The organism is Burkholderia sp. AU45274 (genome assembly GCF_030482505.1).
In the GTDB taxonomy this organism is placed as follows: Bacteria; Pseudomonadota; Gammaproteobacteria; order Burkholderiales; family Burkholderiaceae; genus Burkholderia.
In genome coordinates this window covers 466,250-481,063 of sequence record NZ_JAUJQE010000005.1, presented here as the reverse complement: position 1 = coordinate 481,063, position 14,814 = coordinate 466,250, and the positions used below count along the sequence as shown (strand labels likewise).

Sequence of the window (14,814 nt, the reverse complement as noted above, 5' to 3'; positions counted from 1 at the left end):
CGACGAGGAGACATTGGAGACACCATGGAGCTTTCCGTCATCGAATCGGTCACGGCGCGCCGTGACTACCAGCAGCTCGTGCGTGCGCGGCGCCGCTTCAGCTTCACGCTGACGGCGCTGATGATCGCCACGTACTACGGCTTCATCCTGCTCGTCGCGCTCGCGCCGCACGTGCTCGCCGCGCCGCTGTACCACGGCGCGACGATGACGGTCGGGATCGCCACCGGCGTCGCGATCATCCTGGTCGCGATCAGCCTGACCGCGTGCTACGTGTTGCGCGCGAACCGTGCGTTCGACCGCCGCGTCGACGCGATCCTGCAGCGTTCGTGACGGAGGCCGACATGCGACGACTCTCGATGGCACTCGGCGCGCCTGCCGTTCTCGCTTCCACCGCCGCGCACGCGGTATCCGTCGCGGGCCCGATGCCCGACAAGGTCGAACTGAACCCGGTCGCGATCGGGATGTTCTTCGCGTTCGTGTTCGCGACGCTCGCGCTCACGCGCTGGGCCGCGCGCCGCACGCGCTCGACACGCGACTTCTACACGGCCGGCGGCGGCATCACCGGGCTGCAGAACGGGCTTGCGATCGCGGGCGACTACATGTCGGCCGCGTCGTTCCTCGGGCTGTCGGGGATGGTGTTCATGTTCGGCTTCGACGGGCTCATCTACTCGATCGGCTTCCTGGTCGGCTGGCCGTTCGTGATGTTCCTGATCGCCGAGCCGCTGCGCAACCTCGGCAAGTTCACGTTCGTCGACGTCGTCGCGTACCGCTTCGCGCAGCGGCCGATCCGGCTGCTGACGTCCGCGAATTCGCTGACCATCGTCGTGCTGTACCTCGTCGTGCAGATGGTCGGCGCGGGCAAGCTGATCCAACTGCTGTTCGGGCTGTCGTACGGCACGGCCGAGCTGATCGTCGGCGTGCTGATGGTGGTCTACGTGTTCTTCGGCGGGATGACCGCGACCACCTGGGTGCAGGTGATCAAAGCCGTGCTGCTGCTGTGCGGCGCGACGCTGCTCGTCGTGCTTGCACTGAGCGAATTCGGCTTCAGCGTCGACGAGATGTTCCGCCGCGCGGTGGCCGTGCATCCGGGCGCGCTGTCGATCATGGGCCCCGGCAAGCTGATCCGCGATCCGGCCAACGCGCTGTCGCTCGGCATCGCGCTGATGTTCGGCACGGCCGGCTTCCCGCACATCCTGATGCGCTTCTTCACGGTGCCGAACGCGAAGGAGGCGCGCAAGTCGGTGCTCTATGCGACCGGTTTCATCGGCTACTTCTATTTGCTGACCTTCGTGATCGGCTTCTCGGCGATCGTGCTGCTCGCGCAGCATCCGGAGTTCTTCAAGCTCGGCGCGAACGGCACGTTCAACCTGACGCACGACCTGCTCGGCGGCTCGAACATGGTCGCGGTGAAGCTTGCGCAGGCGGTCGGCGGGAACTGGTTCTACGGGTTCATCGCGGCCGTCACGTTCGCGACGATCCTCGCGGTGGTCGCGGGCCTTACGCTCGCCGGCGCGACGACGATCTCGCACGACCTGTACGCGCAGATGTGGGCACGCGGCAAGCCCGACGAGCGCGTCGAGATGCGCATCTCGCGCGCGGCGACGATCGCGCTGTCGGCGGTCGCGATCGGGCTGTCGATCCTGTTCGAGCACGTGAACGTCGCGTTCATGGTCGGCCTCGTCGCGGCGGTGGCCGCGAGCGCCAATTTCCCGGTGCTCGCGATGTCGATCTTCTGGCGCGGGATGACGACGCGCGGCGCGGTGCTCGGCGGCGGCCTCGGCCTCGTGTCGGCGGTCGCGCTCACGGTGCTGTCGAAGTCGGTGTGGGTCGACGTGCTGCACCACGCGCACGCGCCGGTGTTCCTCGACAACCCGGCGCTCGTGTCGGTGCCGCTCGCGTTCATCGGGATCGTCGTCGGCTCGCTCGCGGATCGCGGCGAGCGCGCGCGGCGCGAGCGCGACGCGTTCGCGCAGCAGGAGTTCTACGCGCAGACGGGCGTGCTGGCCGGCCGCGCCGTGCAGCATTGATTCGTCAGATGAATGAGTGCATCCGTCCGGATCGCCGGACGGATATTTTCCGGAAATCCGGAAACCCGGATTTCCTTGCCTGCCGCATTATGAGAAATACAATGAATACAAAGGTTTGACGGGTTTCAGGAACCTGGCATTGACCTTGCAATATAAAGCGCACGGCCCTCCCCCGGCCGAACTACTACAGCAAGCAAGGAGACAATCGATGACCACTGCCTTCCTCCCCCTCCGGACGTCCTGAGGCATCGCTTGTTGCGGCACGGCAGCCGCGCGGGCGAGTGAATCTTCCCCTGTGACATTCGTCCGCGCGCGTGACGCCGTTTCCATCGGCTCATCTACTTCTGCAGGAACCATCGTGAAGAAGAAACCCTTCTACAAAGTGCTCTATGTGCAGGTGATCTTCGCCATCATCGTCGGCGTGATCCTCGGCCACTTCTATCCGTCGATCGCCACCGACATGAAGCCGCTCGGCGACGGCTTCATCAAGCTGATCAAGATGGTGATCGGCCCGATCATCTTCTGTACGGTCGTTACCGGCATCGCCGGCATGGAGGACATGAAGAAGGTCGGCCGCGTCGGCGGCAAGGCGCTGCTGTACTTCGAGATCGTGTCGACCTTCGCGCTGGTGCTCGGCCTGGCGGCCACGCACATCCTGCGTCCGGGCGTCGGCTTCAACATCGATCCGGCGACGCTCGACGGCAAGGCCGTCGCGTCGTACGCGGCGAAGGCGCACGGGCAGTCGACGGTCGACTTCCTGATGCACATCATCCCGAACACGATGGTCGATGCGTTCGCGCAGGGCGAGATCCTGCAGATCCTGCTGATCGCACTGCTGTTCGGCAGCGTGCTCGCGCATCTCGGCGAGCGCGGCAAGGTCGTCACCGACTTCATCGACGGGCTCACGCGCGTGCTGTTCGGCATCGTGCACATCGTCACGAAGCTGGCGCCGATCGGCGCGTTCGGCGCGATGGCGTTCACGATCGGCAAGTACGGCGTCGGCTCGCTGGTGCCGCTGCTCAAGCTGATCGGCACGTTCTACCTGACGTCGGTCGTGTTCGTGCTCGTCGTACTCGGCACGATCGCGCGGGTCACGGGCTTCTCGATCATCCGCTTCGTGTCCTACATCAAGGAAGAGCTGCTGATCGTGCTCGGCACGAGCTCGTCGGAAGCCGCGCTGCCGCAGCTGATGGAAAAGCTCGAGAAGGCCGGCTGCTCGCGTTCGGTCGTCGGCCTCGTCGTGCCGACCGGCTATTCGTTCAACCTCGACGGCACCAACATCTACATGACGATGGCCGTGCTGTTCATCGCGCAGGCGACCAACATCGAACTGACGTGGATGCAGCAGCTCACGCTGCTCGCCGTCGCGATGCTGACGTCGAAGGGCGCGAGCGGCGTCACGGGCGCGGGCTTCATCACGCTCGCCGCGACGCTGGCCGTCGTGCCGACGATCCCGCTGTCGGGCATGGTGCTGATCCTCGGCATCGACCGCTTCATGAGCGAATGCCGTGCGCTGACCAACATCGTCGGCAACGGCGTCGCGACGGTCGTCGTGTCGGCCTGGGAGAAGGAGCTCGACCGCAACAAGCTGCGCCAGGCGCTGAAGGGCGGCGGCGAAGTGGCGCCGACCGAGACGGCCGGCGTCTGACGTCATGAAGGAGCAGGCGGCGGCACCGCCCGCCGGCGGTGCGAGCCGCGGCGGTCGAGGCGGAAGGGCGGAGGCCTATGACACAATAGGTGATCCGCATCGCCAGGAAGCCTCGACCGTGACGCGCCGTCTGCTCATTCTCGTCGTGCTTGCCGCCGCGCTCGCCGCGGCGTGCACGCTGACGTGGACGATCACCTGGCGGCGCGGCGTCGCCGAGCTGCAGCGCAACGCCGCGGTGCGCGTCGACCGCACCACCAACGCGCTCAAGAGCACGCTCGACCGCTACGAGTCGCTGCCCTATCTGCTCGGCAGCCATCCGTACGTGCAGGACCTGCTCGCCGAGCCGACGCGCGCCGACTACACCGGGCGCGTCAATCGCTATCTCGAAGACCTCAACGAACACGCGCACGCGACCGTCACCTACGTGATCGGCGCGGACGGCCTGTGTGTCGCCGCCAGCAACTGGCGCGCGCCCGACAGCTTCGTCGGGACCGAATACCGCTTCCGCCCGTATTTCCTCGATGCGATGAACGGCCAGGTCGGCCGCTTCTTCGGGATCGGCACGATCTCGCGCGATCCCGGCTACTACATCTCGCAGCCCGTGTGGCGCGACGGCAAGATCGCGGGCGTGGTCGTCGTGAAGCTCAACCTCGAATGGTTCCAGGGCGCCGATGCGTCGGAGCCGCTCGTCGTCGCGGACGATCACGGCGTCGTGTTCCTGTCGTCGGTGCCCGCATGGAAGTACCACACGCTGCGCCCGCTCACGGGCCCTGTCGCCGCGTCGATCTACGAGACGCGCCAGTACGCGCAGCAGCCCGTCACGCCGCTGCCGCTGCGCATCGAGCAGGTGCTCGGCCCCGATGCGGAAATCGTGCGCCTGGGCCCCGGCATGCGCGCGCCGCGGTTCCTCGCGAGCAAGCGCCGGATCGGCGAGCCCGACTGGCTGCTCGTCACGCTCGCGCCGATCGCGCCCGTTGACGCCGATGCGCGCAACGCGACGATCGTCACCGGTTTCGGCTTCGTGTCGGTCGCGCTGCTCGCGTTCTACTGGCGGATGCGCCGCGCGCGCGTGCGTGAAATGATCCGCGGCCGCGCGCTGCTGCAACAGGCGTACGCGGAGCTGAACCGGCGCGTCGAGGAGCGCACGGCCGACCTGTCGGAAGCGAACGAGCAATTGCAGAAGGAAGTCGGCGACCGGATCCGTGCGGAGCAGGAGCTGCGCGCCGCGCACGACGAACTGATCCAGGCGAGCAAGCTCGCCGCGCTCGGCCAGATGGCGGCCGGCATCACGCACGAACTGAACCAGCCGCTCGCGGCGCTGCGCAGCTTCTCGGACAACACGCGCGTGTTGCTCGATCGCGGCGAGCAGGCGGCCGCGCGCGAGAATCTCGAGGCGATCGCCGCGCTGACCGAGCGGATGGGCAAGATCACGAACCAGCTGAAGCTGTTCGTCGGCCGCGCGAAGCCACGCAACGAGCAGGCGCTCGTCGTGCGCGCGCTGCGCAGCGTGCTGTCGCTGCTCGACGAGCGGCTGCGCGGCGTCGCGCTCACGCTGACGCTGCAGGACGCGACCGTGTCGCCCGCGCAGGATGCGCCGCTCGATCTGGCGCGCGACTATCCCGAACTCGTCGCCCGTTGCGAGGATCTGCGCCTCGAACAGGTGCTGATCAACCTGCTCGGCAACGCGCTCGACGCGGTCGCCGGGGTGGCGGCGCCGGCGATCGAGGTGACGATCGCGGTGTCGGCGGCCACGCTCGCCGTCGAGGTGCGCGACAACGGAAGCGGCATTGCCCCTGACCTGCTGCCGCGCCTGTTCGAGCCGTTCTTCACGACCAAGGAAATGGGGCGCGGGCTCGGCCTGGGCCTCGCGATCTCGTCGTCGATCGCGAGCGACGCGGGCGGGGCGCTGACCGCACGCAACGCGCCGTCGGGCGGTGCGCTGTTCGTCTTGACGCTGCGGCGCGCCCGCACGCATCATCCGGACTCCGTGTCCGAGCCGGCGGGCTCGCGCTAGGCGCGCCACGCCGCCCGCCCGATCGGCGCACGATCGGTATCAACGACGCCGCGCGCGCTGCCGCCGCGCGGCCCGTCAGGAGCAAGTGAGTACGATGGCCAACCGGCTGCAAGTGATCTATATCGAAGACGATGCGCTCGTTCGCCGGGCCAGCGTGCAGAGCCTTCAGCTGGCGGGGTTCGACGTCGCCGGCTTCGAGTCGGCCGAGGCGGCCGAGAAGGCGATCGTCGCGGATAACGCCGGCGCGATCGTCAGCGACATCCGGCTGCCCGGCGCGAGCGGGCTCGACGTGCTCGCGCAGTGCCGCGAGCGCGTGCCCGACGTGCCCGTGATCCTCGTCACGGGGCACGGCGACATCTCGATGGCCGTGCAGGCGATGCGCGACGGCGCATACGATTTCATCGAAAAACCGTTCGCGGCCGAGCGCCTGATCGAGACGGTGCGCCGCGCGCTCGAGCGCCGCGAGCTCGTGCTCGAGAACCACGCGCTGCGGCGCGAGCTGGCCGGACAGAACGTCGTCGCGCCGCGCATCATTGGCCGCAGCCCCGCGATCGAGCAGGTGCGCAAGCTGATCGCGAACGTCGCGCCCACCGATGCGTCGGTGCTGATCAACGGCGACACCGGCGCCGGCAAGGAGCTGATCGCGCGCAGCCTGCACGAGCTGTCGCCGCGCCGCGACAAGCCGTTCATCGCGGTGAATTGCGGCGCGCTGCCCGAGCCGATGTTCGAGTCGGAGATGTTCGGCTACGAGCCCGGCGCGTTCACCGGCGCCGCGAAGCGCCGCGTCGGCAAGCTCGAATATGCGTCGGGCGGCACGCTGTTCCTCGACGAAATCGAGAGCATGCCGCTCGCGCTGCAGGTGAAGCTGCTGCGCGTGCTGCAGGACGGCGTGCTGGAGCGGCTCGGCTCGAACCAGCCGATCCGCGTGAACTGCCGCGTGGTGGCGGCCGCGAAGGGCGACATGAGCGAGCTCGTCGCGGCCGGCACGTTCCGGCGCGACCTGCTGTACCGCCTCAACGTCGTGACGATCGCGCTGCCGCCGCTGGCCGAGCGCCGCGAGGACATCGTGCCGCTGTTCGAGCACTTCATGCTCGATGCGGCCGTGCGCTACGCGCGGCCCGCGCCGGTGCTGACCGACCGGCAGCGCGCGAGCCTGATGCAGCGCGACTGGCCTGGCAACGTGCGCGAGCTGCGCAACGCGGCCGACCGCTTCGTGCTCGGCGTGGCCGACATGCCGCAGGAGACGGGCGCGAGCGGCGACGACGCCGACAGCGAGCAGACGCTGAAGGAGCGCATCGAGCAATTCGAGCGCGCGGTGATCGCCGAGGCGCTGAACCAGACGGGCGGCGCGGTCGCCGCGACGGCCGACCGGCTGCATGTCGGCAAGGCGACGTTGTACGAGAAGATGAAGCGCTACGGGCTGTCGGCGAAAGGCGAAACCGAGCGCTGAAAAGCAAACGGACCGCGGAACCGGCTTGCCCGGTCGTGCGGTCCGTGGTGCGGGGAAGGGCGCGGTGCGCGGCCCTTCGAGCCGGATCGGGCGGCGCTCAGGCCGCGTTGCCGTCGAGTGCCTTCTTGAGCAGCGCGTCGAGTTCCGCGAACTGCGGTGCGCCGACGTAGCGCTTCAGGATCTTGCCGTCCTTGTCGACGACGAAAGTCGTCGGCGTGAGCTGCACGTTGCCGAACTGCTTCGCGACGCTGCCGTCGTCGAGCGCGACCTTGAACGGCAGCTGGCGCGTTTGCGCGTAGTTCGCGACGTACATCGGCGGATCGTAGTTCATCGCGACCGCGACGAATTCCAGACCCTGACCCTTGAAGCGATTGTAGGTATCGACCATCTGCGGCATTTCCTGCATGCAGGTTGCGCAGCTCGTCGCCCAGAAGTTCACGAGATAGACCTTGCCTTTCAGGTCGCCTGCAGTCGAGACCTTCTGGCCCGACAGCAGCGTGAACGTGGCGTCCGGCACGCTGGACTTGCCGTTGAACGCGAAGAAGCCGGCGACGGCGATCGCCGCGACGACAGCGGCGGCGACGATGTAGCGGACGGGGCCGGCGCTGCGCCGGACGGGAGGCGTGGTGTTCATCTGGTGCTCTCGGAGTCGGTCGATGACGCGGATCAATGCAAAGGACATCGAAATTCGGCGCTCATTTTAGCGCGAATGCGGCTTGCGCACCGACGGCGGCCACGCATCCCGGATGTCACGTTCAGCGGATAATGCCCGTTTTGCCTGCCCGATCCACGCCATGCCGAAGGAAGTCACCGTTTCGTTGCACCCCCTTTTTCGTCCGCTGCGACACTTCGCCGCGCTTGCGTGCATGAGCGCGGTGCTGGCCGCGTGCTCGCCGTCGTACGACTGGCGCACGCTGCACAACGACGCCGGCTACACGATCGACCTGCCGGCGAAGCCGACCGTCGAGGAGCAGCCGGTGGCGATCGGCGGCGCGTCGATGCCGATGCGGATGCAGGCCGCGCACGTCGACGGCGCGGTGTTCGCGGTCGGCACGCTGACGCTGCCGGACGACCGCGACGACACGCGCCGCGCGGCGCTCGAGTTCCTGCGTGCCGGGTTGTCCCGCAACCTCGAAGGCGCGCCGCAGACGGCTTCCGTGCCCGTGCCGCTCGCGGCCGGCGGCGCGGTGAACGGGCTCGAGCTGCGCGTCGCGGGCGCGGCCGCCGGCGGCGATCGCGCGCACAAGACGATCGTGGCGCGACTCGTCGCGCGCGGCCGGCACGCGTACCAGGCCGTCGTGATCGCCGACGGCCCGCTCACGCAGGAGCAGCTCGACCAGTTTTTCGGGTCGTTCAAACTCGACTGACGGCGGCCGGAGAGGGCGCTCAGACACTCTGTGACAACTGAAAGTTCATTCGCAGCTTTCGACGCTAGTCGCCGGATTTTGCGAGGTTTTTTCGGCTATCCACAGCGCATGTGGATAACTTTGTTGAAAAGTTGCCCGGATTTCCCGCCAAGCCGCGCGGGACGGCCTTCCGGCCCGTTTGGCCGCTCGCTCGCGTTTTGATAAAAGTCAATAAAAACAATGGGATACGGATTCCGTGCTGCAAAGGTCTCGCCGAGCCCTGATCCGGGGCCGGATTCGCGGAATTGTGCATAAGTCAAGTCTTGACAGCCGGATTTTGTCCTCCGAGGGCGTTCAGAGCGCCGTCAGTGCGCGCCGGTAGCGGATCGCTTCGGCGATCTGCGCGGCCGTCGGCAGCGGGTCGCCGGCCAGGTCGGCGATCGTCCGCGCGACCTTCAGCACGCGGAAATACGCGCGCGCCGACCAGCCGAAGCGCTCGCCGGCCTCGCGCAGCAGCCGTTCGCCTTCGTCGGTCGGCCGGCACAGGTCGTCGGTCTCGCGGCCGCTCAGCATGTGGTTCGTCTTGCCCTGCCGGTCGAGTTGCAGCGCACGCGCCTGCGCAACCCGCGCGGCGACCGCGGCACTCGGCTCGCCGGGCGCCGACGCCCGCGTCGCCAGCTCGGCCGGCGACAGCGCGGGCAGGTCGATCTGGATGTCGATGCGGTCGACGAGCGGCCCCGACAGCTTGCGCAGGTAGCGCGCGGCGACGTCCGGCGAGCAGCGGCAGCGCCCCGACGGATCGCCGTGCCAGCCGCACGGGCACGGATTCATCGCGGCGATCAGCTGGCACGCGGCCGGGAAGTCGGCTTGCTGGGCCGCGCGTGAAATCGTGATGCGGCCGGCCTCCAGCGGCTCGCGCAGCATCTCGAGCACGTGCCGGTCGAATTCCGGGAGTTCGTCGAGGAACAGCACGCCGAGGTGCGCGAGCGTGATCTCGCCCGGTTGCGGCGGGTTGCGGCCGCCGACCAGCGCGGCGGCGCTCGACGAGTGATGCGGCGCGCGGAACGGCCGCCGGCGCCACTGCGCGGGCGAGAAGCCGAGGCGGCTCGCGGAGAGGAGCGCTGCCGACGTCAGCGCCTCGTCGTCGGTCAGCGGCGGCAGGAGGCCCGGCAGCCGGGCGGCCAGCATCGACTTGCCGGCCCCCGGCGGCCCGACCATCAGCATGTGATGGCCGCCCGCGGCCGCGACTTCCAGCGCGCGCCGGGCGCCGCGCTGGCCGACCACGTCGGCGAGATCGGGGGCGGCCGGCGTCGGCAGGCCGTCGAGGCAGGGCGCCGCGACCGGGGCGAGCCGCCCGTCGGGTGCGCCGGTGAGGTGCGCGCACAGCGCGGGCAGGTCCGGCGCGCCGAACACGGTGACGCCCGGCACGAGCGCGGCCTCGGCGGCGCTGGCGAGCGGCAGGTACAGCTCGGGGGTGTTCGACGCGGCGGTGGAGCGCGGCGCCGGGCCGGCCCCTTGGCCACCGTTGCCTGAACCGGACAGCGTGCCGAAACCCAGGCCGGAAGCCGCGCCACTTTCCGCAACCTGCCAATCCCGCGCGACGCCGCACGCCATCGCGAACGCGCCGCGCATCGGCCGCAGCGCGCCGGTCAGCGACAGTTCACCCGCGAATTCGCGGCCGGCCAGCGCGTCGGCCGGGATCTGGCCGTTCGCGGCGAGGATGCCGAGCGCGATCGGCAGGTCGAACCGTCCCGACTCCTTCGGCAGGTCGGCCGGCGCGAGGTTGACGGTGATGCGGCGCACGGGGAATTCGAAGCCGCAGTTCTGCAGCGCGGCGCGCACCCGCTCGCGGCTTTCGCGGACTTCGAGATCGGGCAGGCCGACGATCGAGAACGACGGCAAGCCGTTGGCGAGATGGACTTCGACGGTGACGTCCGGCGCACGGCCGGAGGCGGGCGCGCGACTGCGCACCACGGCGAGCGACATGGCGAGGCTCCTGTAAACAAGGCGGACGGACGACGGCCGTTCGAGGCCGCATGCCGCGGGAATCGGAGGAATCGGTGCGCGCTTGCCGGCGTGGCGCGGGGAAAGAACGAGGAACAGCGGAACGACGGACTGCGAAGAGCGATGAACAGCGAAGAGCGGGGTGCTGCGGAGAACGACGGACGACGAATAGCGGTACGGTGACTTCAGTGCTTCAGTGCTTCAGTGCTTCAGGCGGCGGGCGCGGGCCGCACGAGGCGGCCCGCGCCCGGACCTTGCGGCCGGGCAGGGCGTCAGGCTTGCGGCGCGGCGAGCTTCTGCTCGAGTTCCGCGACGCGTTTCTCGAGTTCCTCGAGGCGCACGCGGGTGCGGGCGAGCACTTGCGCCTGCGTGTCGAATTCCTCGCGCGTGACGAGATCGAGTTTCGAGAAGCCTTGCGACAGCATGGCCTTCACGTTGCGCTCGACGTCCTTGGCCGGCGAGTTTTTCAGCAGATCGCTGACGCGCGACTGCAGATCGTTGAAAACGTCGCTGGGTTGCTTCATGTGATTCCCCTTCCTTGCACAAAAAATGTGCATCTTCAGTTGCGTACGTGCCCATGATGCACGCATGACCGGAAATGGTGCGCCCGGAGCGCGAATTCCGGGCATGGCGCCCGCATGGGTGAATGCCCCGGCGATCCGGGACGTGCGTGCACTCTAGCAACGATCCTTTCGCTGCGCCAGCAAACCGGGCCACGTTGGCCATTCGGCCGGGCTTCCGCACCTTACATCACGCGATGCGACCCCTTGGTGAAGCCCTTTGAAACGGTGCTCGAACCGACTTGGCATGCGAGTTGCTGAGAAGAGTCCGTTACAACATTCCAACCAATTCGACGGGACAACCCAGCGAGAGGACTTCATGAAACTCATTACCGCAATCATCAAGCCGTTCAAGCTCGATGAGACGCGCGAAGCGCTGTCGGCGCTTGGCGTCTCGGGCATCACGGTGACGGAGGTGAAAGGGTTCGGTCGGCAGAAGGGGCACACCGAGCTGTACCGCGGCGCCGAATACGTGGTCGATTTCCTGCCGAAGATGAAGATCGAGGCAGCCGTGTCCGACGATCTCGTCGACCAGGCGGTCGAGGCGATCGAGCGGGCCGCGCGCACCGGCAAGATCGGCGACGGCAAGATCTTCGTCACGTCGATCGAACAAGTGATCCGGATTCGCACCGGGGAGACGGGCGCTGACGCGCTGTAACAGAACAGACAAGACAAGCGACAAGAGGAAACCCAAGATGCGCAAACTTCTGATGTCCCTGCTGATGGCCGGCTCGCTGATCGCGGCCGGCGTCGGCCCCGCGCTCGCCGACGACGCGGCGTCCGCCGCGGCTGCGTCCGCGCCCGCCGCAATGGCTTCCGACGCGTCGGCTGCCGCCGCTCCGGCCGCTTCGGCGCCGGCTGCCACCGACGCATCCGCCCCGGCCGCTGCCGCCGCACCGGCCTCGGGCGCCACCGATGCGTCGGCTGCTGCCGCCGCTTCGGCACCGGCCGCTCCCGCCGCGCCGACCGCGCCGTTCTCGGTTGATTCGTCGAAGATCAGCGCGGGCGACACCGCGTGGATGCTGACCTCCACCGCGCTCGTGCTGTTCATGACGATCCCCGGCCTCGCGCTGTTCTACGCCGGCATGGTCCGCAAGAAGAACGTGCTCGCGACCGTGATGCAGAGCTTCGCGATCACCGCGGTGATCACGGTGCTGTGGACGGTGGTCGGCTACAGCCTCGCGTTCACGCCGGGCAACGGCTTCATCGGCGGCCTGTCGCGCGTGTTCCTGCACGGGATGAACTACATCAAGGGCGACAAGGCGACCACGCTGACCGTCAGCCATCTCGCGACGACGATTCCGGAATCGGTCTACTTCGTCTACCAGATGACGTTCGCGATCATCACGCCGGCGCTGATCTGCGGCGCGTTCGCCGACCGGATGAAGTTCTCGGCGATGCTCGTGTTCATGACGCTCTGGTCGCTGATCGTCTATGTGCCGATCGCGCACATGGTGTGGGAGCCGACCGGCTGGCTGTCGGCCGACGGCGTGCTCGACTTCGCGGGCGGCACGGTGGTGCACATCAACGCCGGTATCGCGGGCCTCGTGTCGTGCCTGGTGCTCGGCAAGCGGATCGGCTTCGGCCGTGAATCGATGGCGCCGCACAACCTCGTGCTGACGATGATCGGCGGCTCGATGCTGTGGGTCGGCTGGTTCGGTTTCAACGCGGGCTCGGCGGTCGCGGCCGACGGCCGTGCCGGCTTCGCGATGCTGACGACGCAAGTCGCGACGGCCTGCGCGGCGCTCGGCTGGATGTTCGCCGAGTGGATCGCCAAGGGCAAGCCGTCGGTGCTCGGCATCGTGTCGGGCGCGGTCGCGGGTCTCGTGGCGATCACGCCGGCGGCCGGCTTCGTCGGCGTGACGGGTGCCCTCGTGATCGGCATCGCGGCCGGCGTCGTGTGCTTCTGGTCGGCGACGTGGCTCAAGTCGAAGCTCGGCTACGACGATTCGCTCGACGCGTTCGGCGTGCACGGCATCGGCGGGATTCTCGGCGCATTGCTGACCGGCGTGTTCGCGGTCAAGGACATCGGCGGCGCCGACGGCAGCCTGCTGCTGCAGGCCAAGGGCGTGCTGATCACGCTGGTCTACAGCGGCGTGCTGAGCTTCGTGCTGCTGAAGCTGATCGACCTGACGATCGGCCTGCGCGTGACCGAAGAGGAAGAGCGCGAAGGTCTCGACGTGATCCTGCATGGCGAGCACGTGGAATAAGTCTCACGAATCAACGGCGGGCCGCCGCGATGACGGCGCCCGCTCCGAATGAGCGCAGCGACTTCGGCCCGCCCACCCGGCGGGCTTTTTTTCTCCTGCCATCCACTGCCGTAGCGGATAACCCTTCACTCTATCGGGTCAATAGCCGAAAACTTCCTCCAAACCCTTGCGAAGCCGGGAACAATCCCCAAATGGGCAGGGCAATTGCTCTACAATCTTCATTCTCCCGCTCGCGAGTGATTCATGGTTCCCCACCTCGTTACGGCGTTGAACGGTCCGCTGCTCGAACTCGAGCAGAAGATCCTCGACGCGACGCCTGCGATCGAACGCTGGTTCAGGCTCGAATGGCAGGAACACACCCCGCCGTTCTATTGTTCGGTGGACCTGCGCAATGCCGGCTTCAAGCTGGCGCCCGTCGACGCGAACCTGTTTCCCGGCGCATTCAACAATCTGCCGTCCGAAGTGCTGCCGCTCGCCGTGCAGGCGGCGATGGCCGCGATCGAGAAGATCTGCCCGGACGCGAAGAACCTGCTCGTGATTCCCGAGCTGCCGACCCGCAACGCGTTCTACCTCGAGAACGTCGCACGGCTCGCGACGATCATGCGCCAGGCCGGCCTGAACGTGCGCTTCGGCTCGCTCGACCCGAGCATCACCGACATGACGCCGATCACGCTGGCCGACGGCCAGAAGATCGTGCTCGAACCGCTCGAGCGTTCGCAGCGCCGCCTCGGCCTGAAGAATTTCGATCCGTGCTCGATCCTGCTGAACAACGACCTGTCGGCCGGCATCCCGGCCGTGCTGGAAAACCTGCACGAGCAGTACCTGCTGCCGCCGCTGCACGCGGGCTGGGCCGTGCGCCGCAAGTCGACGCACTTCTCGTGCTACGACGACGTCGCGAAGAAGTTCGCGAAGATGGTCGGCGTCGATCCGTGGATGGTGAATCCGTATTTCGCACACGTGGAAGGCGTCGACTGGCAGGCGCATGAAGGCGAGCAGGCGCTCGCCGACGCGATCGACGGCGTGCTGAAGAAGATCGCGCGCAAGTACCGCGAATACGGGATCAGCGAGAAGCCGTACGTCGTCGTGAAGGCCGACGCCGGCACGGCGGGGCGCGGCGTGATGACCGTGCACGACGCGGCCGAGATCGGCCGGATGTCGAAGGCCGAGCGCGCGCAGATGGCCGAGTCGAAGGCCGGCCTCGCGGTGCGCGACGTGATCGTGCAGGAAGGCGTCTATACGTTCGAGCGCGTCGGCGACGAAGTCGCGGAGCCCGTCGTGTACATGATCGACCGCTACGTGGTCGGCGGCTTCTACCGCACGCACGCCGGCCGCGAGCGCGACCAGAACCTGAACGCGCCCGGCATGCACTACGTGCCGCTCGGCTTCGAGCACACCGCGCTGCCGGATGCGGGCGCGAAGCCGGGTGCCGCGCCGCCGAACCGTTTCTACATGTACGGCGTCGTCGCGCGGCTGTCGCTGATCGCGTCGTCGATCGAACTGGAAAAGACCGATCCCGAAGCCATCCAGGTGTAACGGACCTTCGCCACGTACAGGA

At 67.9% G+C, this 14,814-nt stretch carries 12 protein-coding genes; 9 read left to right on the top strand and 3 right to left on the bottom strand.

What is annotated here, in order from left to right; genetic code table 11:
- Positions 1-24 precede the first annotated feature (24 nt).
- The 5 genes from QZM35_RS21285 to QZM35_RS21265 all read left to right on the top strand — a co-directional run bounded on the left by QZM35_RS21285 (position 25) and on the right by QZM35_RS21265 (position 7,139).
- Complete coding sequence (locus QZM35_RS21285) at positions 25-330, top strand: DUF485 domain-containing protein (RefSeq protein WP_301776728.1); 306 nt, start codon at positions 25-27, stop codon at positions 328-330.
- 11 nt (positions 331-341) lie between these two features.
- Positions 342-2,027 (top strand): cation acetate symporter, encoded by a 1,686-nt coding sequence (locus QZM35_RS21280; protein WP_089431891.1) that lies wholly within the window; start codon positions 342-344, stop codon positions 2,025-2,027.
- 358 nt (positions 2,028-2,385) lie between these two features.
- Positions 2,386-3,675: a dicarboxylate/amino acid:cation symporter gene (locus tag QZM35_RS21275; protein ID WP_060321844.1), complete on the top strand. Its 1,290-nt coding sequence runs from the start codon at positions 2,386-2,388 to the stop codon at positions 3,673-3,675.
- A gap of 4 nt (positions 3,676-3,679) precedes the next feature.
- Positions 3,680-5,689 (top strand): ATP-binding protein, encoded by a 2,010-nt coding sequence (locus QZM35_RS21270; RefSeq protein WP_089431720.1) that lies wholly within the window; start codon positions 3,680-3,682, stop codon positions 5,687-5,689.
- 94 nt (positions 5,690-5,783) lie between these two features.
- A complete protein-coding gene (locus QZM35_RS21265; RefSeq protein WP_089426405.1) occupies positions 5,784-7,139 on the top strand; it encodes a sigma-54 dependent transcriptional regulator in 1,356 nt (451 codons plus the stop codon).
- A gap of 97 nt (positions 7,140-7,236) precedes the next feature.
- Here QZM35_RS21265 and QZM35_RS21260 read toward each other — a convergent pair whose 3' ends face one another.
- Positions 7,237-7,773, bottom strand: a complete 537-nt coding sequence (locus QZM35_RS21260) for a peroxiredoxin (protein ID WP_089426404.1) — start codon at positions 7,771-7,773, stop codon at positions 7,237-7,239.
- A gap of 160 nt (positions 7,774-7,933) precedes the next feature.
- On the opposite strand from QZM35_RS21260, the gene QZM35_RS21255 reads away from it, so the two are divergent.
- Positions 7,934-8,506, top strand: a complete 573-nt coding sequence (locus QZM35_RS21255; protein ID WP_089426403.1) for a hypothetical protein — start codon at positions 7,934-7,936, stop codon at positions 8,504-8,506.
- 333 nt (positions 8,507-8,839) lie between these two features.
- Here QZM35_RS21255 and QZM35_RS21250 read toward each other — a convergent pair whose 3' ends face one another.
- Both QZM35_RS21250 and QZM35_RS21245 read right to left on the bottom strand, forming a co-directional pair.
- Positions 8,840-10,471 (bottom strand): YifB family Mg chelatase-like AAA ATPase, encoded by a 1,632-nt coding sequence (locus QZM35_RS21250; protein WP_301776727.1) that lies wholly within the window; start codon positions 10,469-10,471, stop codon positions 8,840-8,842.
- Between the two features lie 290 nt (positions 10,472-10,761).
- Positions 10,762-11,013: an accessory factor UbiK family protein gene (locus QZM35_RS21245; protein ID WP_006489451.1), complete on the bottom strand. Its 252-nt coding sequence runs from the start codon at positions 11,011-11,013 to the stop codon at positions 10,762-10,764.
- Positions 11,014-11,368: 355 nt separating this feature from the next.
- On the opposite strand from QZM35_RS21245, the gene QZM35_RS21240 reads away from it, so the two are divergent.
- The 3 genes from QZM35_RS21240 to gshA all read left to right on the top strand — a co-directional run bounded on the left by QZM35_RS21240 (position 11,369) and on the right by gshA (position 14,792).
- A complete protein-coding gene (locus QZM35_RS21240; RefSeq protein WP_004198020.1) occupies positions 11,369-11,707 on the top strand; it encodes a P-II family nitrogen regulator in 339 nt (112 codons plus the stop codon).
- 37 nt (positions 11,708-11,744) lie between these two features.
- Positions 11,745-13,259, top strand: coding sequence for an ammonium transporter (locus QZM35_RS21235; protein ID WP_301776726.1), 1,515 nt, complete (start codon positions 11,745-11,747; stop codon positions 13,257-13,259).
- 243 nt (positions 13,260-13,502) lie between these two features.
- The gene (gene gshA / locus QZM35_RS21230) at positions 13,503-14,792 is read left to right on the top strand and encodes a glutamate--cysteine ligase (protein WP_011353295.1); all 1,290 of its coding nucleotides are present in this window, start codon (positions 13,503-13,505) and stop codon (positions 14,790-14,792) included.
- Positions 14,793-14,814 lie beyond the last annotated feature (22 nt).